At 23.8% G+C, this 24,671-nt stretch carries 25 protein-coding genes and 1 pseudogene; 3 read left to right on the top strand and 23 right to left on the bottom strand.

What is annotated here, in order from left to right; genetic code table 4:
• Window positions 1-6: 6 nt before the first annotated feature.
• From lplA to STABA_RS03505, 15 genes and pseudogenes are all read right to left on the bottom strand, one after another.
• On the bottom strand, window positions 7-1,002 hold the full coding sequence (lplA, locus tag STABA_RS03440) for a lipoate--protein ligase (protein WP_156006570.1): 996 nt from the start codon (window positions 1,000-1,002) through the stop codon (window positions 7-9).
• A 363-nt stretch (window positions 1,003-1,365) separates the two neighbouring features.
• The gene (locus STABA_RS03445; protein ID WP_156006572.1) at window positions 1,366-2,661 is read right to left on the bottom strand and encodes a phosphatase PAP2 family protein; all 1,296 of its coding nucleotides are present in this window, start codon (window positions 2,659-2,661) and stop codon (window positions 1,366-1,368) included.
• Window positions 2,662-2,723: 62 nt separating this feature from the next.
• Window positions 2,724-4,052 (bottom strand): phosphatase PAP2 family protein, encoded by a 1,329-nt coding sequence (locus STABA_RS03450; RefSeq protein WP_156006574.1) that lies wholly within the window; start codon window positions 4,050-4,052, stop codon window positions 2,724-2,726.
• A gap of 153 nt (window positions 4,053-4,205) precedes the next feature.
• Entirely contained in the window at window positions 4,206-5,195 is a 990-nt protein-coding gene (locus STABA_RS03455) for an aldo/keto reductase (RefSeq protein ID WP_156006576.1), read from the bottom strand.
• Between the two features lie 85 nt (window positions 5,196-5,280).
• On the bottom strand, window positions 5,281-5,967 hold the full coding sequence (locus tag STABA_RS03460) for a hypothetical protein (RefSeq protein WP_156006578.1): 687 nt from the start codon (window positions 5,965-5,967) through the stop codon (window positions 5,281-5,283).
• Between the two features lie 168 nt (window positions 5,968-6,135).
• Window positions 6,136-6,465, bottom strand: a complete 330-nt coding sequence (locus STABA_RS03465) for a hypothetical protein (protein ID WP_156006580.1) — start codon at window positions 6,463-6,465, stop codon at window positions 6,136-6,138.
• Between the two features lie 59 nt (window positions 6,466-6,524).
• Entirely contained in the window at window positions 6,525-7,211 is a 687-nt protein-coding gene (locus STABA_RS03470; protein ID WP_156006582.1) for a GntR family transcriptional regulator, read from the bottom strand.
• 61 nt (window positions 7,212-7,272) lie between these two features.
• Window positions 7,273-8,124 carry a PfkB family carbohydrate kinase gene (locus STABA_RS03475; RefSeq protein WP_156006585.1) on the bottom strand — a complete coding sequence of 284 codons (852 nt, stop codon included), beginning with the start codon at window positions 8,122-8,124 and terminating at the stop codon, window positions 7,273-7,275.
• 39 nt (window positions 8,125-8,163) lie between these two features.
• Window positions 8,164-8,679 carry a hypothetical protein gene (locus STABA_RS03480; RefSeq protein WP_156006586.1) on the bottom strand — a complete coding sequence of 172 codons (516 nt, stop codon included), beginning with the start codon at window positions 8,677-8,679 and terminating at the stop codon, window positions 8,164-8,166.
• 74 nt (window positions 8,680-8,753) lie between these two features.
• Window positions 8,754-9,557: a Pr6Pr family membrane protein gene (locus STABA_RS03485; protein WP_156006588.1), complete on the bottom strand. Its 804-nt coding sequence runs from the start codon at window positions 9,555-9,557 to the stop codon at window positions 8,754-8,756.
• 248 nt (window positions 9,558-9,805) lie between these two features.
• Window positions 9,806-10,036 (bottom strand): S1 RNA-binding domain-containing protein, encoded by a 231-nt coding sequence (locus STABA_RS03490; RefSeq protein WP_156006590.1) that lies wholly within the window; start codon window positions 10,034-10,036, stop codon window positions 9,806-9,808.
• A gap of 219 nt (window positions 10,037-10,255) precedes the next feature.
• Window positions 10,256-10,384 carry a hypothetical protein gene (locus STABA_RS06010; protein WP_281349591.1) on the bottom strand — a complete coding sequence of 43 codons (129 nt, stop codon included), beginning with the start codon at window positions 10,382-10,384 and terminating at the stop codon, window positions 10,256-10,258.
• A gap of 181 nt (window positions 10,385-10,565) precedes the next feature.
• Window positions 10,566-10,874 carry an MDR/zinc-dependent alcohol dehydrogenase-like family protein gene (locus STABA_RS03495; protein ID WP_170264696.1) on the bottom strand — a complete coding sequence of 103 codons (309 nt, stop codon included), beginning with the start codon at window positions 10,872-10,874 and terminating at the stop codon, window positions 10,566-10,568.
• Window positions 10,835-11,050 (bottom strand): annotated as a pseudogene (locus tag STABA_RS03500) (alcohol dehydrogenase catalytic domain-containing protein); the annotation flags it as partial. The gene STABA_RS03495 and the pseudogene STABA_RS03500, both read right to left, overlap by 40 nt.
• Before the next feature lie 184 nt (window positions 11,051-11,234).
• Window positions 11,235-11,684 carry a dual specificity protein phosphatase family protein gene (locus STABA_RS03505; RefSeq protein WP_156006596.1) on the bottom strand — a complete coding sequence of 150 codons (450 nt, stop codon included), beginning with the start codon at window positions 11,682-11,684 and terminating at the stop codon, window positions 11,235-11,237.
• A gap of 195 nt (window positions 11,685-11,879) precedes the next feature.
• Here STABA_RS03505 and STABA_RS03510 point away from each other — a divergent pair, with 195 nt between their 5' ends.
• Window positions 11,880-13,115, top strand: coding sequence for a DUF2130 domain-containing protein (locus STABA_RS03510; RefSeq protein WP_156006598.1), 1,236 nt, complete (start codon window positions 11,880-11,882; stop codon window positions 13,113-13,115).
• Between the two features lie 30 nt (window positions 13,116-13,145).
• Here the strand turns inward: STABA_RS03510 and STABA_RS03515 are convergent, their stop codons facing one another.
• Window positions 13,146-13,931: an SDR family NAD(P)-dependent oxidoreductase gene (locus STABA_RS03515; RefSeq protein WP_156006600.1), complete on the bottom strand. Its 786-nt coding sequence runs from the start codon at window positions 13,929-13,931 to the stop codon at window positions 13,146-13,148.
• Window positions 13,932-14,046: 115 nt separating this feature from the next.
• On the opposite strand from STABA_RS03515, the gene STABA_RS03520 reads away from it, so the two are divergent.
• Window positions 14,047-14,868 (top strand): Cof-type HAD-IIB family hydrolase, encoded by an 822-nt coding sequence (locus STABA_RS03520; protein ID WP_156006603.1) that lies wholly within the window; start codon window positions 14,047-14,049, stop codon window positions 14,866-14,868.
• Between the two features lie 30 nt (window positions 14,869-14,898).
• On the opposite strand, the gene STABA_RS03525 is transcribed toward STABA_RS03520, so the two are convergent.
• From STABA_RS03525 to STABA_RS03540, 4 genes are all read right to left on the bottom strand, one after another.
• Window positions 14,899-15,585 (bottom strand): hypothetical protein, encoded by a 687-nt coding sequence (locus STABA_RS03525; RefSeq protein ID WP_156006606.1) that lies wholly within the window; start codon window positions 15,583-15,585, stop codon window positions 14,899-14,901.
• Window positions 15,586-15,587: 2 nt separating this feature from the next.
• The gene (locus tag STABA_RS03530) at window positions 15,588-15,797 is read right to left on the bottom strand and encodes a hypothetical protein (RefSeq protein WP_156006607.1); all 210 of its coding nucleotides are present in this window, start codon (window positions 15,795-15,797) and stop codon (window positions 15,588-15,590) included.
• A gap of 60 nt (window positions 15,798-15,857) precedes the next feature.
• Window positions 15,858-17,627: a PTS transporter subunit EIIC gene (locus STABA_RS03535; protein ID WP_156006610.1), complete on the bottom strand. Its 1,770-nt coding sequence runs from the start codon at window positions 17,625-17,627 to the stop codon at window positions 15,858-15,860.
• Between the two features lie 109 nt (window positions 17,628-17,736).
• Entirely contained in the window at window positions 17,737-18,021 is a 285-nt protein-coding gene (locus tag STABA_RS03540; protein WP_156006612.1) for a hypothetical protein, read from the bottom strand.
• Window positions 18,022-18,419: 398 nt separating this feature from the next.
• On the opposite strand from STABA_RS03540, the gene STABA_RS05850 reads away from it, so the two are divergent.
• On the top strand, window positions 18,420-18,665 hold the full coding sequence (locus STABA_RS05850) for a hypothetical protein (protein WP_170264697.1): 246 nt from the start codon (window positions 18,420-18,422) through the stop codon (window positions 18,663-18,665).
• 688 nt (window positions 18,666-19,353) lie between these two features.
• Here the strand turns inward: STABA_RS05850 and STABA_RS03545 are convergent.
• The 3 genes from STABA_RS03545 to pyrF all read right to left on the bottom strand — a co-directional run bounded on the left by STABA_RS03545 (window position 19,354) and on the right by pyrF (window position 24,665).
• Complete coding sequence (locus tag STABA_RS03545) at window positions 19,354-23,103, bottom strand: hypothetical protein (protein ID WP_156006614.1); 3,750 nt, start codon at window positions 23,101-23,103, stop codon at window positions 19,354-19,356.
• Between the two features lie 259 nt (window positions 23,104-23,362).
• Window positions 23,363-23,977, bottom strand: a complete 615-nt coding sequence (gene pyrE / locus STABA_RS03550) for an orotate phosphoribosyltransferase (protein WP_156006616.1) — start codon at window positions 23,975-23,977, stop codon at window positions 23,363-23,365.
• Window positions 23,970-24,665, bottom strand: coding sequence for an orotidine-5'-phosphate decarboxylase (pyrF, locus tag STABA_RS03555; RefSeq protein ID WP_156006617.1), 696 nt, complete (start codon window positions 24,663-24,665; stop codon window positions 23,970-23,972). Before pyrF ends, pyrE begins: the two co-directional genes overlap by 8 nt.
• Window positions 24,666-24,671 lie beyond the last annotated feature (6 nt).

Consider the following 24,671-nt stretch of genomic DNA (forward strand, 5'->3'; position numbering starts at 1 on the left):
TCCCTCCTATTGTATTAGTAAATTCAAAACATCTTGAACTTCAATACTACTTCCAAAAATATCTTTGATATTTACTAGTTCAATTATTTTTTTTATTTCACTAGCTTTATACTCAACGTTTACTAATTTCTTTTCTAATATTTCTGTTCCTGCATAACCTAAAAAATCTCCATAAATTTTTACTTCTTTAATTTTGTTATCGATAACATTTAAAAAGATTTCAAAACTACCTTTACCTTCAATTCTTGTTTTATTAATATAATCGAAAGTTGCATTTTTAACAAATGTTCAATCTGAATTTTTATATTTATTTACAAACAGTTTATCAATTTCTTCTAAATCATTTACATCTAATTTTAAATAGTTAATTGATCCTAAAGATTCATAAGTTTTAATCAATTCGTCTCAAAACACAGGTATTTCAATTTTGTTTTCAATTTCAGAGTTAATATTTGTAACTCTTGCTGTAATTGATTCAATGTTTTTTGATAAAATCTTCGCTCTATCAACTGTTAAGTATTTTGCTAATTTATCTAAATTTGCATTAAATAATATTGTTCCATGCTGTAAAAAACGATCTTTATATTTTCACATTGCATTTCCGGATATTTTTTTATCATTTAAAACAATATCATTTCTTCCTGAAAATTTAGCCGCTACTCCCATTTTATTTAGCGTTTGAATAATTGGGTCTAGCATTTTTTCGAACATCGAGACTCCTTTATTTTCTTTATCGGTATAAATAATACTAAAATTCATGTTTCCTAAATCTTGAAATACAGTTCCCCCACCGGTATTTCTTCTTATAACATTAACATTGTCTTTTTCTGCTGACTGAAGATTAATTTCTGCTGCTGGATTTTGATTTCTTCCAACAACAATAGTGTTATCATTTTGTCACAAAAATAAGATTGGGTCTTGAAATTTAGCATTTATTGTTAAATATTCTTCTGTTGCTAAGTTATATTTTGGGTCAAAAATTTTTGATTTATAAATATACATTTAATGACCTTCTTTCTATATATTTTAATTATATTCTTATCTAATTAAATAATGCTTTTAAATAGTTGAAAAAAAATTTCAATTTAATACAAAAAACTAAATAAGTAGATTGTTTAGGTTTATGGTTACAAATTTATAAAACAAACATTTAATAACATTTATTTAATAAAAATCAAATTGTAAATTAGTAGAAAAATTAAAATACATCAGAAAAATAACGAGTCACCCCAAACTACATATACTTTAACAAATTACACTAAAAATTTCTTTAGTAGTATTTTTTCATATGTTTTTTATTTTTTTTTGTTTTTTTTCTAACATAAAAGACCAGTTTTTAATCTGGTCTTTTATGTTTCTATTTTTCTAATTTTTTTCAGTTTTTATAATTTCTAATTTTTTAATATAATACCTTTTTTTAAAATTTTCAAGTTTTTTAGTATTAAAATTATTTTTAAAGTAAAATGATTTTTTTATTATATATCTATTATTATAGTGATAAAAAATAAAATAATAAGTGTTTTTATTTATTATAGCAATTGCTTTATTTTCAATATTTTTTTTATTATTAAATTTCGAAATAGTTCTAAATGCAATTTTGTTTATTAATCTATTTATAAAAATTGGTCAAAAAATTCCTACAATTATTGTAAATTCAAGATCAGATAGTCAATGTGTTTTAGAAATAAGTTGTGTATAGAAAACTAAGTTTAAATAAAACATTCAAAAACTAAACATAAATATGTATCTTTTTGTATATTTTTTATGATTATTTTTATCATAAAAAAATACCATTGCAAAAAATACTGAATAAGTTGCAGCCATATGACCTGATGGAAAATCTGCATAAAGCAATCCTCAACCCGCGTCTCCTCTTTTACCGGTTAAAAAGTTAACTCATCCATCAGGAAAATCATAAATTGAATATCACGGAACAAAAGGAACACTTTGGTCTCCTAATTCTCCTAAACCTCAATTCATAATTTCATGACCTTTTGAAAGATAATAATCTTTTCATTCAGGAGATACAAGATTTTCATTATTTAAAATATCATTAAAATCAGTTTGATAATAATATGGTCTTAAAAAAGTTAGTTTTAAAACTCATACACTAATGTTAAGACTTAATGCAGATAAAAATGTTTTAAACGCTCGTAATAAATAAGCATTTTCAATAACATCTTTTCTATGGGAAAATTTAAATCTTAAATAGTACAATGAAATTGAAAGTATGATTGAATCAATTAATGCTAAAGTTACTATTATTTTTCTTCCTGTAGAATAAGATTCAAAAAATCAAGCAGAAATATCTGGTCCAAATCCATCATCTAGATTTGTATAAGCTAAATAATTTTTAACTTGAAAAGCAACAAAAAGAATAATAGCACAAGCATAATATACTCAAATTCATCAATATCACTTTTTATTAGTTCTGCACCATACTGCTAATGATTCAGCAAAAATAGATACAATTATGTAATAAAACAATACTGGTTGAGTTGTTCCTGAATTTTCAAATATTCAACAAAAAATTCTTATTCAACGATATTCCATTAGAGGTTTAAATAACTCATTAACTTCTAAATCTCAGAAAGTAGACAAAATAAACTGGAATAAAGATCAAGAAAACCAAACAATTAATGCATAATTAAAAATTTTCATTTGTTTATTCTCCACTTTAAAAAACATTTTTTCACCTCTACTCAATTTGTCTATAATTTTTTTTATTCTTTTGACTCTACGGTTTTAATTTCTTTTATATAATATTTCTTCATAAGTATTTCTATTTTTTTATTAACTTTACCAATAACCGGAAAGAAAATTCCAGCAGAAGCTAAATCATAAACATTTCCATTATGTATAACCATTAAGTGATAACTTTTGTTTCTGATTATTACCAAACCTTTTACTTGAATATTATTTTTAGAGATTTTTTTACAAATAATTTTAAAAACTATTTTATTAATAATTTTATATAAACCTAGAGGTCATAGAACACCTAATACATTTGTAAATGATAAATCTGATAATCAGTGTGTTTTTGTTATTAGTTGAGTTGATAAAACTAAATTTAAGTAAAACATCCAAAAACAAAATAGTGCTATATATCTTTTTGTATAATTTTGATGTAATTTTTTATCATAGAAAAATACAAGAGCATAAAATACAGAATAAGTTGAAGCCATATGACCTGAAGGGAAATCTGCATATAAAAAGTTATAACCAGGGTCCCCTCTTTCTCCACTGATAAAGTTTTTCCATCCATTAGGAAAATCTGTTATCTCAAATCAAGGCACAAATTTCGATCCATAATTTCCTAACAAACCTTTTCCTCATTTCATTATATTATGACCTTCGTTTAAATAATAGTCTTTTCATTCTTGTTTGACTAAATTTTCATTATTTAAGATATTATCAAAATCAGTTTGATAATAATATGGTCTTAAAAAAGTTAGTTTTAATACTCACACTATTAAAGTTAAACCAGCAGCTGAAATAAATGTTTTTAACGATTTCAATCAATATGCATTTTCTATTACATCTTTTCTTTTGACAAATTTAAATCTTAAATAATAAAAAAATGCTAATAATATAATTGTATCGACAATAGCTAATGCTATAACAATATATCTACATATTTCATATGACTCAAAAAATCAAGCTGAAATATCAGGACCAAATCCATCATCTATACCAACAAAACTAAAATAATTTTTAACATGCACATAAATTCATGTTAAGAAAATAAAAATATAGTAAATTCAAATTCATATATGAAACTTATTATTTTTTTTACAATAAACATAGATAGATTCAAAAAATATCGTAAATATTACAAAATAAAACAATACTGGTTGAGCCATATCCCCAGAGTTTTCAAAAATTCAAGCAAAAATTCTAATTCAACGATACTCCATTAATTCACCAAAAAATTTATTTATTTCTTGATCAAAAAAAGTAGCTGCAACAAATTGTATTAATGATATTGTAAATCAAACAGCTAAAGCATATTTGAATATTCTAACTTGCGCATTGCTTTTGCTAAAAATCATTTTATTACCTCCAAATTTCACCTTCATAAAAATAATTTAAGAACAAATAGTTCTTAAATTATTTTTTTATATACGAGTTCAAAACGCTTGCTTATTTCTAAAAATACAAAAATATACTAACATATTATACTAAAAAAAAATTATCCTTTTTTATTAATCTTTATCGATTGCTTTTTCATGAACATCGCTATATCTATGTCCTAAAATCTCAATATTATCTAAATGTTTTTTAATTTCATTTAATTCTTCTTGAGAAAAAACAACATCAACACCACTTATATTCTGATCTAACCTTTGTAGGTTTCTAGTACCAGGAATTGGTACAATAAAATCTTTTTGATTTAGTAATCATCCAATTGCAATAGCAGCAGGAGTTGTATTTTTTTGTTGTGCTATTTCTTTTACATATTCTACCAATCTCATATTTGCTTCTAAATATTCTGGATTATTAAATCTTGGAATTGTATTTCTAAAATCACCTTCTTCAAATACTTGTCCCGGTTTAATAGAACCAGTTAAAAAACCTTTGCCAAGAGGAGAAAATGGAACAAATCCAATCCCTAATTCTTCTAATGTAGGTAAAATTTTTTTTTCAGGTTCTCTTCAAAACATTGAATATTCACTTTGTACAACTAATACAGGAAAAACTTTGTGTGCTCTTCTAATAGTTGAAGCACTTGCTTCGCTAAGCCCTCAATATCTAATTTTTCCTTGTTCTTTTAACTCTTTCATAACTTGAGCAACTTCTTCAATAGGAACGTTTTGATCAACTCTATGTTGATAAAAAATATCAATATAGTTAGTTTGCAATCTTTTTAAGCATCCTTCAACAGCTCTTAAAATATTTTCTCTAGAAGAATCAATTCCTACAACTTTATTACCATCATATTTAAATCCAAACTTTGTAGCAATAATTACTTCATCTCTACAATCTTTAAAAGCTTCGCCAACTATCTCTTCGTTTTCAAACGGACCATAAATTTCAGCGGTATCAAAAAAAGTTATACCTCTTTTTTTAGCTTCTCTTAAAAATTTTATCGCTTCTTCTCTTGATGGAAATGGTGGAAATGATAAACTAAAACCCATCACACCAAGACCGATTGCAGAAACTTCTAATTTGTTTCCTAATTTTCTTGTTTTCATACATATACCTCTTTTCAGTCTTATAAAGACAAATTCATTGTAAAACATTAACCTTAGGTTAATGCAAGAGATTTTTTATTTTTTTTTATTTTTTTTTATTTTTAAATTCTAAATCTTGTAATAGAAATGTATCATCGTATGTTAATTCATTCAAAACAAACTCTTCTTGTATTTGCAAACCTAATTTTGCATTATTAATTTTGGTAACAAAACTTTTATGATATTTTTCAGGTAAATAACTTAAAAATAAATCTAAATTATAATCTAATCAATCAAAATTAAACTCATTATTTTTTAAAGACTCTACTAAAATAAAGTTATAATGCATTACTTTGTTTCGAAAATCTTTTAATGTGTGTAAATCCACTAAAACATTATGATCTACAATTTCATTTTTCATCAAACTAAATAAAATTTGTGATCAACCATCTTTATTTTCATTTTTTTTAATTATATTAAACTTTTCAAAAACACTAAAATCATCTATAACATCATTTTTGATATATTTTCCGTTTATTATTATAAAATGATCAAAAATTAAAGCTTTTAAAAAATCTTCTATATTTGCAAAGTAACGATATAAGATATTTTTAATTCTTTTATCATAAATTATTATAGACCTTACTTCTTTGTAATTTATAGCTTCTCTTTGAGTTATAAAACTTAATAAATCAGCAAGATATAAATATGTTTTCATACCTCTGATATCTTTGTAATCATAAAAGTCTTTTAAATCTTCATCATCAATAACTAAGTTCTTTATTTCTTTCATATAATTCACCTTGATAAATGTATTTTACCTTATTATAAATAAAAAATAGAAAGATAATTACCTTTCTATTAGTGGCATAATTGTATTCTTAATTGTCAAATAAGATTCTGCATTCACTAAGTGAACTAATTTAATTATAAACTATAAAACTTGTATTTTCTATAAAAGTTAACTTTTTAGTGTTATTTTTTTATTTTGAACATAATAGTAACCTGCTTTTATTTCCGCAACTTCTTCTTCGAATTCTTTAATTAATGAGCTTATTTTTTCAAGTAAAGCTATAGATAATAAGAAATCTTTATTTTGATCTTTCAAAAAAGATTCTTTAATACAAAATCAGTTTGTAACTTTTTTGCATTTTATTAAAATATTTGGGAAAGTTTTAATCATAGTCTCACAGAAATACTTTTTTTTATTTTCAATAATACTATTAATTTCAATTTCACTTAGACATGCACAATAAAATGATTTATTTAAATTATTGTGTTTATTTATCATATTTTTCCTCCTATAATAAATATCGTTAGAAATAAAACAATATTAACAAATTATTTAATTTATCGATAATATTCAATAAAACTTCATTCAAAACCTTCATAATTATAATAACTCTCTCGATATTCAATTAATTGTTGGTTTATTGTAAATAACATTCCTTTATCTAAAATCAAATTGTTAGATTCTAGTTCTTTTGCTATTTTTAAATTTAAATTTGTTTTTGATACAGATAATATTTTTTTAATAGAAAAACCAATCGGTTGTTTAATGTGAGATCTTAAAAACATCAATAATCCTTGTTCATTTAATAACTCGTTATTAATCTGATCTTTTAAAAGATAATCAGATATATATGAAATTTGCACAATAAATAATTTATTTTTAATATATCTTTTTACAAGTACTTTATGAACAAAATCTTCATAATAAAATTTTGTTTGTTTTCTTAAAACTTCATCTACTTTAAATTTACCCTCATATGTATATTTACTAATAGCTTCAGGATGTAAACTTGAAAAAGAAAATAAAATGTTATTTTCATTTTCAATAACCATATATCCTTTACCATGTCTTGAAATAACTAATTTATCTTCTATTAATTTATAAAAAGCTTTTCTAATTGGTTGAAGTGAAATTTTAAATTTATTTTTTATAAAACTTTCGCTTGGCAAAAAATCATTTGCTTTTACATTATGACTTTTTATTAATTCAAATAAATAATTATATATTTCTTCTCATTTTCTCATAAAAACCACCACTTACTATTTATAAAAATTTATAAAAAAACTATTTATAAAATGCAGCATTTTATAAATAGCATAGAGCTCCCTTACCTTCTACTATTCTTTTTGCAAATTTATTTGCAAATTTAATAGCATTTCCCATATCTTCATAACTAAAGTTAATTGATAATTGACTAATAAGAGCACCAATAAATCCATCACCAGCTCCAGTTGTATCAACTACTTTATTAGATTTTATAACCGAGAAATTATCTCCTTTTCCATCATGGAAAAACTCAACACCATTTTCTCCTTTGGTCATTAAAATAAATTGATTTGAGTAATTCATAAAAAATAATTTTTTATGTTTATTTAAAATCATAAACTCTTCTTCGCTTAGTTTCACAATTTTTGCATATTTTATTACACTAAAAACAACTTTTGCAAATTCATCTTCACTTGTTCATAAATCATCACGATAATTTGGATCGAAAACTACAATCTTATTTGTTTCATACAATTTTTTCATAATATCGATATAATTCGGATAACAATCACTTAACAAACCAAAAGCAGAACCAAAATGAGCTAAATCAATTTTATCAATATTAATATTAATATTATTTCTCATATCATTTTTTATATCAAACTTGAAGTTTCTTTCGCCACTTGGTTCTAAACTAACAACAGCTGTTGATAACTCTGTATTTTTTATTGTTGTTATAAATTCATTGTTTATATTTTGGTCTTTCAAAAAATTTCTTATTACATTAGAATTTTCATCATCTCCAAAATTAGATCCTAAATAAACATTTTTATCTGAGTTATATTTAATAGCAATTGCTGCATTAAGTGGTGCTCCTCCAATTTTAGAAGTTTTTTTATCTCCTTCAATAAAAACATCCATTAATGCTTCACCGATACATATTACATTCATTTGAAGTTCTCCTTTTTTTCAACATTATTTTACCTATAACTATAAAAATATAGGTAAAAATTCTTCATAAAAATTAACAAAATTATTAAAATACATATAATCTGATAATGTTGATGATTGAGCAAACAAGTTTTCATATTTTAAAATTTCAACATAAATATTTATTTCTTTTTGGTCTAACGAATCAATAAATCTAATCGGACTAGATTGTAAAGATAATTTCATATTTGTCAATCCCATATTACTATCTTTTGAAGTATATAAATTAATTAATTCTTCAATTTCTTGTTGCTCTTTACTTACAACATTTAACTCTAAAGATTTAGTATTTTTATTATCCGCTTTATATAAAAAATCTTTTTCGTTAAATACTAAATATAAGTTTATTATTTTGTGGTTAGAATTTGTAAAAGTAATTCTATAAATATCTTTAATAGTTCTAATTTCGTTTCTTGCTTGAAATTGAGCATCTTGAGGTTCGTAAAAATCAATGTTATAACAACCAGTTTCTCTAAGTAATTTGTAGATTGATTTAATCATAAAATTTCTGTCCACAAAATCACCTCTCATTAATTTAATTTTAACATTTTATTACATAGTTTTTAAATATTTAAAAACAAAAAAGCAGATTAACTGCTTTGAGTATTTCAATTTTGATAATAACTTTTTTTAATTATTAAATTACTTGAATAATTGTATAAGAAACTTATTCCTATCATAAAGCCAAGCACCCCTGAGAAAGTTATTACGAAAATCCCATATGCAGGAATTCCCGCTAATCCTTTTGAATGTAAATCCAAGAAGAAATATGGATATATATAATTTTTGATATTTCCATTTTCATCAGAAAATGTATAAATATTGTTATTTGGATCAGTATTTTGCATTGATTGATATCTCAATTCACCTCTAACTAATGCAAAAACGCAATATAAAAAAATTACTAAAAATTGTATTCAGAATTTTTTCAAAAAGAATTGTTTTAAACCAACTTCTTCTTTTCTCGGAATTAAAAACAATACATAAACAACAAATGCTATTGGCATAATTACATGACTATATATTGATGAAAATGCAGCAAAAGCTTCTTTTGGAAAACCAGCAACTGGTATTAAAACTGCATTATAAACAACTAAAGTAACTGTAATTAATGTAGCTAAACTTGTTGCAGTTGTATAATTTGTCGCTTTTGTTAACCCTTCTTTTTTTCATTGTATTGCTGCAATCAAAAACCAAACTTGACAAAAAACATTTGATAATAAAGTAAATGTTGTAAAGTACTCCATTGACATCATTTCAAAATTTCCACTAAATTTCTGCGATAATTCGGTTTGATCTACTAATTTAAAAATATAAAAACCATAAATAACTATCATTGACATTAATGAAAAAAATATTTTATATGCTAATAAAATTTTTTCATAATTTTTCATAATCTCTAAACACCTCATTACTATTATAAATAAATAATTTATTTATTTGCCGTTTTTAAATATTTTTTTATAACTTAAAAATAAATTAAAATATAAAAAATACCTTGTAAAAAGGTATTTTTTATATTCCAAAACTTTTCGCCATATTGATATTATTAATAATTTAAATTTACTATTAGACTTTTAATAAAAGTAACAGATTTTAAATATTGTTTTATAATATATTGAAAAATAAAATTATTATCAAATTAAGCTCTTTTTAAAGAAATCTTAGCTTGACCTTTGTCTTCATCGATTGACATTACATATCCATCAACTGATTGTCCGATTGTTAAATGATTATTTACATTTGAAACATATCCATCAGTGATTTCTGAAATGTGAATTAAACCTTTGTATGTTTTTCCGTCAAGATCAACGTCACAAAAGGCACCAAAGTTAACGATGTTTGTTATAGTTACTTTTACAATTTGTCCCATTTAAAAATTTAAACTCCTTTACCCTATTAACTATATATTAAAAACTTTTACATTAATATAGTTTTTCAAATGTTTTGTAAAAAAGTTTAATATATTTTTAATACAATCCTTACATTAGTTTTGCTTGTTTCATATATTCAAAAATTCTTTTATATTTTGCGGTTTATCTGTTTTATATTCTACAATAATTTTTTCATCTGCTGCAAATTGCAATGTTTCTTATAAATCTTTTCTTGTTCCTGCTAAACTTCAAGTTATATAAATTTCTTTTAATACTGTATTAAAAATTGGTATTTCCATATTTTCTTGAGGCAATCATGCGCAAGCCATAAACCTACCATTTCTCATTGAGTTAAATGCTAGTAAAAATGTTTTTTTCGCAACAGCTGTAACTACAGTCCCTTGTAATACTTCCGCTTTTTTTTAATTATATCTACGTGTTCTTCATTTTTTAAATTTATAGTTAAGATTGCTCCTGAGCTTTTTGCTAAAGCTAGTTTTTTTCATCGAAATCAATCGACACAAATTTTTATCCCATTGCATTTGCGTATTGGATTGACATATGAACTAAACCAACAATTACAAAATTACCAAAATAATCGCCTGGTTTACATCTTGTTTTCTTTAATACTTTATAAGTTGTTACACCAGCACAAAACAATGGTGCTGATTCTTCATAACTCAATCCGTCTTGAATTTTACATATATAATTTGCATTTGCTAAACAATGAGTTGAATAACCACCGTTTTTTGTATATCCTCCATAAGACGCATTTGAACAAATAGTTTCTCATCCTGTTAAAAATCATTCAAATGACCACAAGCTGAAAATAATCATGGTAATCAAATAAGATATCCAACTTTTATATGTTTAATATTTTTACCAACTTCAATAACTTCTCTAATTCCTTCACACCCTGGAATTAAAAGTAAAACTGGTTTAATTGGTCAATCTTCTTTTGCTGCATGTAAATCTGTATAACGAACCCCACTTGCCTTAATTTTAACCAAACGATCATTATCTCCACATTTTGGAGTTTATAATTCTTTAATTTGTAATTTTTCTCCTAATCTTTTACATACTGCTGCTTTTATATCAATTTATTTCATTCATATTTAATTTTATTCCTTTTAAAAAAAGAAATAAAAAAAAAAGCATAAAAAAGTCAATAAACAATGAGCTTTTTACATATTTTAACTATTTATTAAATCTATATGGATATTGTTTTATTAAAAACTCTTTTCAACCTGGATTCGCTTTGTGATCAGGATAAATTTTTCAAAACTCTTTTTGACTTTCTTGATAGGTATCTCCTTTTATTAAATTATTTCTAACCATATACATAAAAACAATTGAAGGACTTCTATTTATTCCTCAAACACAATGAACATAAATAACTCTATTTTTAATATTTTTTTCAATAGTTTCAATCGCTTCATTCACTAAATTTACATCAATATTTTTATAAATTGGAAAATCTTCAAAATTGTAATATAAAACATTGTTTTTGTCATCTCAATAAATTTCATTATTATCACTTTTTGAGTTATTTAAAAAAATCTCTTCAGCACAACTTATACGAAGTTGAGTTTCTTTTGGTGCGCTATTTTTATCGCCAAGAAATAAATTATTTATTATTTTTCTCATAGTTTTTTTTCCTTTTATCAGACTTATTATCTAATAAAATAAGAGAAAAACAAAATAAATCAATAAAAACATTATATAAGTGTTAATATCAAAGTGTAAATGTCAATAAAAACAAATGATTATTTAAATTACTAATAATTATTACATTAATTTATATTTACACAAAAATTAACTAAGGAAAGCGAGGTTTCTAATATGGAACTTGATTTTATTTGTCCAAAATGTGGACAAAAAATAACAGAAAAAGACTTTGATAATAGCGAACAAAGTCTAAAAAATTTAAATGATTTTTTAGAATCAAAAAAACAAGAATATATCAAAGAATTAGAAAAAAAATTAATAACACAATTAGATGCTCAAAAAAAAGCAGAAATTACTTCAGCACTAGCTAAACAAAATGAAGAATTTATATTGGAAAAAAATAAATTAAAACTTGAAATAAATACTTTATCAATTAATAATGAAAAAATGATTGAAAAAGCAAAAAATGAAAAAGATATTGAGATTACAAAATTAAAAGAACAAATCAACAACTTTGATCAAAAATTAGTAAGTGATATTGAAAAAGCAAAGGCTTTACAAATTCAAGCAATGCAAAAAGAAAAAGATGAATTAAACTTAGCTATTTCAACCAATAAAGATTTAATTTCTAAATTAGAAGCAAATATTAAAGTTTTAGAAGCATCTAAAAAAGAAGAAATTTTAATAGAGAAAGATAAATTAAGAAATGAATATGATTTACAAATTAAAGAATTAAATAACCAAATAATGGAATTAAAAGAAGCAAATATTCAATATAAAGTTATTCAAAATAAAACTAAAGGAGAAAACTTTGAACATGATGTTGAAGCTGAGTTAAGAAAAGTATTTCCAGATGATGTTATCAAAAAAATTACCAGTCAAAGTCAAAAAGCAGACTACTTGCAATTAGTTAAAGAAAATAATGTAGAAGTTGGAAAAATTGTATATGAAGTAAAAAATGCAACATGAAGTAAAACTTGAGAAAAAAAACTTATAGAAGACACTGCAAAAGAAGGTGCAAAATATGGAATATTAATTGCAACAAGTTTTAACGATCAATATCGCGGTATTCCTTTTAAAGTGTCAGATGAAAATCAAAACATCTTTTTAACAGATGCAGATAGCTTTGCTTTTGTAGGTCACATTATAAGGACATTAATAAAAACAGAAGCAAGATTGTTAGAAAAATATTCAAGAGATGATAAAAATGAAAAAGTTGAGTCATTTAATAAATGAAGAGACACATCATTTGTAACTGTATCAAAAGTTTTTGAAGATCAATTCAAAAGAATTGAAGATTCTGAAAATGCAATTACAAATAAACTAAACGAAATTAGAATTGCAAGAGAAAAAATCTTTGGTCAATGAAAAGCTGTTATAAAAAATTTTATAGAGGGATTAAATTTATAAAAAATAAAAAGTTCATTTTAAATGAACTTTTTATTTTTGTTTTTTATATACTGCATTTAAAACTATCCCTAATGGTAATCAATCAACTAATTTTTTGTTTAATTTATTAGTAAATCCAGTTAGTAAGAAGTTTTTTCGATTTGTTTTCAAAGCTTTTTTAAGTGTTTTTTTAACATATTTTGTTACATTCATTCCATGAATAGCTTTTTTATTGTTTTGTTTATATTCACTTCTTAATCAAAAATCAGTCTTAATTGGTCCTGGACAAATTGTAACTACTCTAACTTTTGATTTAGTTTTTTTAAGTTCTGTATTTATAGCAATTCCTAAACTTAAAACATAAGATTTAGATGCAAAATAACTTGAAAATAAAGGTCCTGGTTGGAAAGCAGCAACACTTGCTACATTTATAATTCTCCCATTATTATTTTCTATAAACTTTTTTGTAAAAAATTTAGTCATGTAATGTAATGTTTTAATATTTAAATCTATCATATTCATTTCTTTTTCAACATCAGTTTCAACAAATTTTCCTCAAACTCCATAACCAGCATTATTAACGACTAAATTTATATCTAAATATGATATTCTTGCTAATAAACTTTTTAAATTATTTAAATCTCTTAAATCTGTTTCTATTTTTTCAATTTTATTATTTGGATAAAATTGCTCTAACTCAACTAATTTATCACAATTTCTTGCCACTCCAACTATGTTATAACCTCTATTTAATAAGTATTTACAAATCTCTAGCCCAATTCCTTTACTTGCTCCAGTTACTAAAACATATTTATTTTTAACATCAAATATTTTCATTTTATACCTTCTAACTTATAAAATATTATATATATTATTTTTTAAAAAAAACTTTTAATAGTTTATTTACTTTACTTCAAAAATATTAGAAAATGTCAAAAAGGAAAAAAGGAATATGAAAAATATAAAAGTAGTTGTTAGTGATTTGGATGGAACATTATTATTTAATGGTGAGTATTCAAGTGAAAAGCAAAATCAGTATTTAAGAAATTTACAAAAAAATGGAATAATGCTAATTATTTCAACTGGTAGAAGTTGAAAAGAAGCTATAAAAATTGCAAAAGATTTAGAAATAGATAAATATTTGAATTATATAGTTTGTGAAAATGGAAGTTATGTTTCAAAAGTAACTGAATTTAAACCAGAAATGGTTGAAGTAATGAACCCAGAAGTTGTAAAAGATGTTTATCTAACATTAACAGATCATAAATTTAGTATTTATTTAAAAAAATATACAGAACAATATGTTTATTATACAAATGAATTTGGAATGGAAAGGAAATTTTATAAAAGAACAAATAAATTGATCGACATTAATAAACATAAAGATTTTGAAAATATAAGTTATGTATTTTCTCAATTTCCTTTTGAAAATGAAGCAAATAGTATTTTTAAAAAATTTGATAATAAATACAAAGATGATTTAACTCTTATTTGAGATGCGAATGATAACAAAACTAGAATGCATTATTTAATATCTTCAAAAAATTCAAATAAAGGATCTAAAACATTAGAATTACTTGATAAGTTAGGATATAAAAATGAAGAAACCATTTTTTTTGGAGATAGTGGAAATGATATTCCTGCTTTAGAAAAATTCAAGTTTAGTGTTGTTATGGGAAACGCCACTGAACAAGTTAAAAAAGCAGCTAAATATAAAACAAATCATTGTTTAGAAGATGGAGTTATGAATTTTTTAAAAAGCTGAAACATATAAAAAATCTAGCAATGCTAGATTTTTTATATGTTAATTAATATCATATTTTGTAAACTTTTTTAATTCATTAATTTCAGGTTCTTCTCTTTCAAGATTTCTTTGTAAACTATTTTTTTTGCAAAATTCTTCTATTTCTAATAATTTTTTATTTAAATTATCTTGTAAACTAGATTCAGAATTTTTGTTTTCTAAATCATATTTTAAATTTCTTATTTCATTTTCTAGTTTAAACAATTCCATATAAACTTTATGCTTTTTAAGTTGATCTTCATTTGAAAAAATTTTTTTATCAATTTTTGTATCTCCTGGATAATAATCAATATCAACATGAGTACAACCAATATGATGATATCCATTAGAAATCGCTTCTGACATAGTCAAATATTTTTTATCTAAAACTTCAAGCGATAGAACTTCATTTTCATATTTTTGACAAAGTTCGCAGCTATTTTCTTTAGGAAGAACATAAACTAATTTTTTCATTCTTAAAGCTTCACTTTTACCAATACTGTTATAAATTCCCATAAAACTTAAAATAGCAGGTTCTTCTTCTGGTTTACTATCTTTAATAACATTTTTAGGTTTGTTTACTAAATCTGATTTTTCTTTTTTTAATTTTTTTAATTTTTGTCAAGGAAAAAACATCGCTATAAATAAAACAATTACTAAAATTATTACAATAACCACTCAACTTACATTTGTTCCAAATCAATTCATATTTATTTATTATTATCATTTAAATGATGATAATACTCCCTTGCTTCTTTTAAATTTATAGTTTGACCTTTTTTACAACTTGTACAAACTGCAGGTTCTTTTTTTGCTTTTGAAAAGTCTAAAGGTTTATCAAAAACAAATTTTTTATAATCTCAACAAGTTTTACAAAATGTAAAAATTCAATCAGTATCTTTTTCAAAGTTAAATGCCATACTTTCTCTCCTATTAAAAAATAAAATGGTTATCCATTTTATTTTAAAATATTTTTAGTTTTATTTTACTAATTTTTGTAATTCTCTTGCAACATGTTCTACATCTGGACCAATTACTATTTGAACACTTTCTGTTCCTAATAATTTAGTTCCAAATGCCCCTGATGCTTTAACTTGTTTTTGATCAATTGTAGCATTGTTTTTTACTTGTAAACGTAATCTTGTTGCACAGTTATCAATTTGTACTAAGTTATCTTTTCCAATTGCTTCTAAGATTTTTTCTGCCATTTGAGCATATTTATCTTTTCCTTTTGAAATTTTAGCACTATCTTTATTTGCAACTGATGATGCAACTGCATTTTCATCTTCGACTTCTCTACCTGGAGTAAGAACATTCATTTTTGTTATTACAAAGTAGAATACAAAGTAATAAGTCGCTCCTGCTCCTATCGCTAAGACCATAGTCATTAACGGGTTACTTAAGAAGTTTCAAATTCCACCATTTTGTGCTGCATTGTGTTTTGCAAATCCTCATGATTGTGCAAATGAAATTGCATAATCTATAAATCCTGCACTAAATCCAAATCCTAATTGAATTCTTAAAGCTGTTGAAATTCCTACAAATATTGCAGTCAATACTGAGTGAATTCCTAATAGAAGTGGTGAAATAAATACAAATGAGAACTCTAAAGGTTCTGTTATCCCTGAAAGGAATGAAACTCCAGCAACTCCTCCTAAGAATCCTGCTACTTCTTTTCTTTTTTCTTTTTTAGCTGCCATTATCATAGCAACAGCTGCTAATGGTAATCCTCCCATCATAATTGGGAAAAATCCTGATTGGAATAATCCAGCATTAGAAACTCCATCTGTAAATGCTTTTATATCCCCGTTAACTATTTGGTTAGATCCAATTACTTCACCTGTTAAAGGAGCAATTTTATCTCCTAATATTGGCATTTGAAATCAAAAAAATGTATTTAAAATTTGGTGTAATCCAAATGGTAATAACAATCTATTTAATAAACCATATACCATTGTTCCTGGAATTGCTGCAGCCGGATTATCTGGAGTAATTATTTTTCCAAATGAAATTAATCCAAACTGCATTCATGGTCAAACAAGTGCAAATGCAATAGCTAATGGAATTGATGACGCAAGCGCTACCATCGGTACAAATCTTCTTCCTCCAAAGAATGAAAGTGCTACTGGAAGTTTGATTTCAGATAATCTATTATACAATCATGCTGATAAACAACCTGAGACTATACCGCCTAAAACACCTATATTTAAAACATACGTTCCTCCAACAATGGTTTCTCCATCTTTTCCGATATTTGGAACATATATTAATTTTGAAAATTTAGATATAACATCTTGACCAGCATCATTTGTGCTATGAGCCTCAAAAGGTAATACTTTTGAATAAAATGCATTAGGAAGGGTTCCCTCTGCTGTTAATGAACTTATTGCTAAGTACATAACTGCGCTTACTAAAGTTACCTCACCTCTATGATCTTTTGATAAACCGAATGCTGTTCCTAATGCAAAAAATAAAGGTAAGTTAGCAAATGGTACATCCCCAGGTTTTTGAATAACTAATGAAATTCAATAACCAACAGAATCTTTTTCTGCTAATGACATACCCAAAGCACCAAAACGATTTAAAATTGCAGCAAATGGCAATATTGCTATAGGAAATTGTAACGCTTTACCTAATTCTTGAAGTCTTGATAAAAATGTACTTCAGCCCGAAGGTTTAGTGCCGATACTTTTTTCTTTTTTAGCAAGTTTTTTTTCGCCTTTGCTTAATGTTACGTTAGCTTCTGACATATTTTTTTCTCTTTCTATGATATAAATCTTTAATATTATATCTACTTTTTCACAAAATACTCTATAAAAAATAAAAAAAATAAAAAAAATTCCAATTAAAATTAGAATTTTATTTTACCAACCCTTCAATAGATATTGTTAATAATATTAATGATCCAACATACCCTACTAATGCAACTATTATAATAGCGTAATATTGTCAAAATCTAAATATTTTATATATTCCTGTCACAACAGCAAAATTATCTTTCGCTTCTTTTTTAATTCTTTTGAATTTTATAAAAAATATTGTTGCTAATACTCCAATTATTAACAAACCAATTCCAATTCCAAATAACATTCACAAAGTATTTGTTGATAAACTTTTTTTGGCTGTTTCTGTTAAAAAAACCATATTACTCCTTTAATACATTATTATATTAATCTAAAAAATAATAATAAGCAATTATAAAAAATATAAATATATAATAAAAAAATAGCGCACATAAACATCTAAAATAAAATTGACAGTAAAAAAGTACTTTTATTGTTAAAATTTTATTAAGAGGTCTTCTTTTTATATGGCAAAATAATAATCAAAAAACAAAAAGATAAAGATTATTGAAGAAACTAAAAAAATTGGAATAACATATGCTGCATTAAAATATAATGTTAGCACAAGTACAGTCAAAAGATTAAAAGTAGAAATTAAAACTAAAGATGAAGGCTTTCCTGAATGAGGGAACAAAATCAAAGCAAAAGAAATATTAAAAAATTTAAATTTCTTGATTGATTTTTAAAAACCCTGATTATATGACAACAGAAGAATTAAGAGAGGCTTTAAAATTTGATTGAGCTTTAAAAAACATTTGGCGAATACAAATAAGGAAAAGTACTACGCCATTTTTAAAAATAAAAAAAGTTTACTTTATAATTAGTTGTAAATATTTAGGTGTTTCAAGATTTGGTTATTTAAAATGTCTAAAAAATGGAAAACCAATGAATAAAAATTTTAATAGATTTCTTACTGTCAAATTATATTTATTTTTGTTTATTTAAAAAACACTTTAAATATTAAATAATAATTTTACTTTTTAAAAAAATAATTAAAATTTTAAACTATGAGTTGCTTATAGATATAAAAAATATTAATTTAAAAGCATTCAAAAATGACAAAATATTATAAACCAAAGCATTTTAGCTATGAAATTTTTTTAAATCTAAATTTTTATGTAAATGGTCCACATTTAAAAAAAGTACAAATGTAATTTACATAAAACAATATAAAGAAATGCTTATTTATATATTCTAAAAAATTATATAATTTATAAATAGTTTATTAAAAAATGATCTAAAATTCCTGATGGAAAAATGTGTTATACATATATTAGTTATGTAATTAAAAAGAGATGAGTACTAATATTATTCTTTTTAATCAAGGTAGTTCCTATAACAACGAAATAATAAAACTTATTTTAATAAAAAAGATAAGTTTTATTAATGTCGAGAGTAATTAACTCTTGTGATAATTGAGCATGCAATTCTTTTTTTAAAACAATACAAAATGAATATATTTATACTTATAAAATAAAAGAGTTAAATTATTCAATATTTAAACAATAATTTTAGATTATATTAATTTTTATAATTATGTTAAACATAGATTAAAGCATAAAAAAACTCCATACGAAATTCGTATGGAGAAAGTACCATTTAAAGCCAATTTGTTTGATAAATTAACTAAATACTATCTTTTAAATTTAATATAATTAAGTTTCATACCAACCAAAGCAGCAACTTTATTTGCTGAAAAAAATGATGCAGTTGGTCTATCTGTATGAACAGTTGCTCTGAACTCAAAACTATATTCATCTTTTGTAGGAATAGCTCATCATGATGTACTACCTTTTATAAAACTTGAACTCATATAAAAGTTAAATAGTACAACATCTTTGTCGCCATCATCAATAAATGTTTTATCAATTTCGTCCACTAATTTTAAATTACTATAATTTTTTATATCTAGAGTGATCGATTTATCTTCTCTTTTTTCTTCTTTTATATTATTTTCTCACTTACCTGTATACTCACTAGTATATTTGTAATAAATTGAGTAACTTATTTCCATGCTTTTATAAGTATTCATAAATTCATCATAAGACATATCAAATTTTCCATTACTTACTGATATTTTAACTTCTTTATTATCTGCATTTCTGTTTGAATAAGAAAGTTCACTTCAACCTGTGTCAATATCATAATTTACAACTTTTGGAGATAAGTAATTTACTTTTGCTTCTCCATAGAACCATCTTCTTGTTATGTCATCATTTGCATAAATTATTGCACTATTTTCTGTAATATCTTTAACGCCAAATCCTTTAAAATCATTCATATCTAAACCATATTCGCTGTTTTTATTAAAAAATGCTTCTTTAATAGTATTTGATTCTAAATCGTTTAAATAATCAAGATTTTTAGTTGTACTGTTCAAATCTTGTTGTTTTACAACATCAAAAACTAATTCTTTAAAAGTTCCATTTACAGATTTTACAGTTAATTTGAAGTTTCTACAAAATGCATTGTTTGATAATGAGTCAATAATAATTTTATGACTATATTGATCGTATTTGGCACTAACAATACCATTTTTACTATATGAGAAACTTAATGGATAATTATCTGAATGTAATAATGAGTATCAATTTTTAACATCAATTGATTGAGAACTTCCAACACTCATATTACTTACATTTCCTAAGTCAAAATCGACTCTTGGTACATTAATATTATAAGTAACTGTTTTTTGAGTCCCATTTTGAGAACTTATAATTAATTTTTTATTTTGCGTTTTTAAACCTTTAGCTTTTATAACTATTTCATTTAAATTTCTATCATAACTCACATTAATTTCATCGGTATTATAACCACTGTACTTTAGCGGTAAATTTTTATCTGAATATGAATACAATTTATCTTTATTTAAAATTTTTATTCTTGCTTCTTTATAAACATCTAAACTTACATTATTGGTATCTAATTCAAAATCGACTCTTTGAACAGTTACATTGTAGTTAATATATTCTGTATGATTATCAGATTCAACTATTATTTGACCTGATGCTTCTTGTTTTTTTGTTTTAATTACAATTTCAAAGTTTTTACTATCATAACTTACATCCAAAACATTTTTGTTGTATTTCAACCCTTGAGAGGTTGGGAAGTTTTTTGCAGCACCATAAAGATCATTATGATTAGTTATTTTGATTCTTTTTTCTTGTTCCACTCCTAGCGAAACACTATTTGTTTCTAATTTAAATGGAACATTTGGAATAGAGACTGAATAATTGATGGTTTTACTAAATCCAGACTGAGATCTAACAATAAAACTTCCATTGTTAACTTCTTTATTTTTAGCTTTTATAACTATTTCATTACTTGATGAATCATATGATAATTTTAAAACCGAATTATCATAATCAAATATTTTTGGTAAGTTTTTCTCTACTCTATAAATTTGATCTAAATTTATAACTTTTAATCTTGTTTCTTTGTAGTAATCTATTGATATTAATTTTTCTTCAAGTTTGAATTCAACGTTTGGAATAGAGACTGAATAATTAATTTCATCAATATGTCCTGAAACCGATTGTACAGTTATTTTACCATTGATCACTTCTTTTTCTTTTGCTGTAATAACTATTTCATTAGTTTTATTATCATATATAACGTCTATTGCGTTATTATCATATCCTAAGAATTGATTTGGTTTATTTTTATCTGCATTATAGATCTCATCTAAATTTGTAACCTTAATTCTTTTTGTTTCTTTATATTCCATTGTTATATTTTTATTATCTAATTTAAAACCAATATCTGGAATTCTTACTGTAAAACTAACAACTTCTTTATGCCCCATTTTTGAGCTAACCTCAAGCGTTTGGTTAGTTGCTTCTGTTGTTTTTGCTGTGATTTCAATTGATTTAGCAATACTATTAAATCTTACATCAATAAATTTATTATTATACTTGAATAATGTTGGATAATTTATATCCAAACCGTACAATTCGTCATAATTTTTTACTTTAATAGTTTTTGTTTGTTTATAGTCAAGAGTTATTTCATTACTTTCTAAACTAAAATCTTTAGCTACACCTTTTACATTTACAGTGATTTCTTGTACTTCTTGAACATTTTTTGATTTGATTTTAATGATTACTTTTTCTACTGGTTTATTATTAGTTCTAATTTTTATAGATTGAGATGCTTTATCTAATTCTGCACTTAAAGCATTTGTGTCAGATATAGATTGTACATTAGGCATGTTATCTTCTACATATAATTCATTAAAGTTAGTTATTTTTATAAATCCTTCAGAATTAACATTAATATCAATAACATTTGTATTTAGTTTAGCTTTTCTAGGCGGACATATTAAAGTTACTTTAATTTTATGAATAAAGTCATTTGAATACACTAAAACTTCAATAACTTTATCAATGTAATTATTATTTGCTAAAATGCTAATATATCTTTTATTTTTATCTATATTTGCAGATAAATATGTTTCATCACTAACTTCTACTTTTTTAACATAGTTACTTTCATCAATTAAATCATCAAAATTAATAATCCCAATATCTGTTTTACTTCCGTTTTGAGCTAGAATATTAATTTTTTCCGTTTCTAATTGAAAGTCAACTTTTTGAGCGTTTAAAGTAATTTTTATAGTTTTTTTATTATTTAGTCTAGGTATATTTGAATTAACTGTAATTTCCAAACAATTAAATTTTGGAGGGATTTTTTTATCTTTTGCAGTTACAACAATTGAGTCTATGTTTTTTTTGAATGAAACTATGAAGTAGTCTTTATTATATTCAAAATTATTTGGATAATCTTCATTTCTTCATTCTGATGAAAAATTAGTAACTTTAAAAGTTCTTTGTTCTCCAACCCTCATAGTTTCTTCGTATTTATCAAGGTTGAAATTATAGTTTTTATATTGATCAATTGAGAAATAAATATAAACTTTTCCTTTATATTTTAATGAATCATCCTTCGCATTAATGATAGCAGAACCATTTGTTTGTTTTTCTTCATCTGGCATTTTAAAATCTTTGATTTCCACTTCATTTTTAAGTTCAGGATATTTTTTTAATACAGTATCTAATAAAATATTTTCATCAACATTTTTAAAATTGTAATAACTTGTTTCTTTTATTATTTCAAATAAATTTGTTCTTTTGTCTTGAGGAATTGTTGGTTCTTTTTCCTTTTCGGGTACAAATTCAGGGATAGAATTTGCAGTACCTTCGCTACCATTTTTTGAAGATTGTTCATCAGAATTTGCATTATTATCATTTTTACTTCCGTTTGTATCTAATTCAGAATTTGAATTATTATTACTACTACTAGTTTTAAAACTTGCAGCAGAAACATTACTCAAAGTACTAGACCCAATTGTAAAAGTAGCTAATATTGTTAACAAATGTTTCATACAAATCCCCCTTACTTATCTAGAAATCTATTAGTTTCTAATTTAAACTTTTCAATTCAATAATATATTAATGAATTGTTTTAAAATAGACAAATTACTATTTATGACAAGTTGAATTATAAATTGATAAAATATAGTGTAATTAACAAAAAAAATTATTTAAAACTTAAAAATATTTTTACAATCAGTTAATTTTTGAGCGAAAAAAAATAAGCCTTAAACTGCTATTAAAGGCTTATAGTTATTGAATTATTAAATTTTAACCTAATGAGTTGAAAAAAATATATAAATCATTAATGTTTTCGTCAGTAAAACTATTGCTTTTTTTCATACTTTTTATTAAAAATTTTCTATTAGATAAAGTATTTAAAATTACATTTTGATTTGCAAAGTTAGTTTTTGCTTTCAATAAATCATAAGTGAAAATTGCTTGAACTCCTAAAACATTACTTTTATTAGTTTTTAATACTTCACACACATTTAAAACACTCTGTCCTGTAGATATTAAATCTTCAATTACTACTATTTTTTGATTTTCTTTAATAATTCCTTCAACTTGTGAGTTTTTACCATGATCTTTTGACTTTGTTCTTACATATATCATTGGTAAACCCATTTTTTGACTAATCATTGCTGCAAATCCAATTCCTGAAGTCGCAACTCCAGCTATTAATTCTACATTTGGATAGTTTTTTTTGATACTATCTATAAAACTATCAATTATTATATCTCTTTGCTTTACAAAACTTAATAATACTCTGTTATCACAATAAATCGGACTAATAATTCCACTTGCTCAAGTGAATTTATTTTCAAAGTTTAATGAAATTGCATTAGTATCTATTAAAATGTCGGTAATTAATTGTTTATCCATTTTGTCACTCCTTTTTTATATTTAAATATGTTTGATATGGATCTTTAGATTTAGTAATTTCTCTACCTACAACAATATAATTTGAACCACTAGCTTTTGCTTGCAATACAGTTGCTACTCTTTTTTGATCTTGATTATTAAATTCATTTCTAATACCTGGAGTTAAGCAAATAAAGTCTTTACATATGTATTTTTTTATATTTTCAACTTCATATACAGAACATACTACTCCATCAATACAATTGACATTTGCAAGTTTTGCAAGATTTAATGCAGTTTCTTGAGTATTTGTACTAATATTTAACTCATTTTTTAAAGCATTATCATCTAATGAAGTTAAACAAGTAATTGCAAGAATTTTTGTATCACTATTTAATTCTTTTTTTGCTTGATAAGTAACTTCTAGCATTTTTGCTCCTCCAAATGCATGAACAGTGACTATTTTTGGTTTTAATAATAAAACGTTTTTTATAGCTTTATAAACAGTATTTGGAATATCATGTAATTTTAAATCAATGAAAATATCATGATTTTTTTTAATCATTTTTTTTATAATTCTCGGACCATATTTATAAAATAGTTCCATTCCAATTTTTAAAAAAAGTCTTTCTTTTTTCATTTTTTTTAAAAATTCTTTTACTTCTTTATAGTCAGAAAAATCTAAAGCAATAATTGGTGTTGTATTCATATATAT

The sequence above is a fragment of the Spiroplasma tabanidicola genome, from assembly GCF_009730595.1.
GTDB lineage: Bacteria > Bacillota_I > Bacilli_A > Mycoplasmatales > Mycoplasmataceae > Spiroplasma_A > Spiroplasma_A tabanidicola.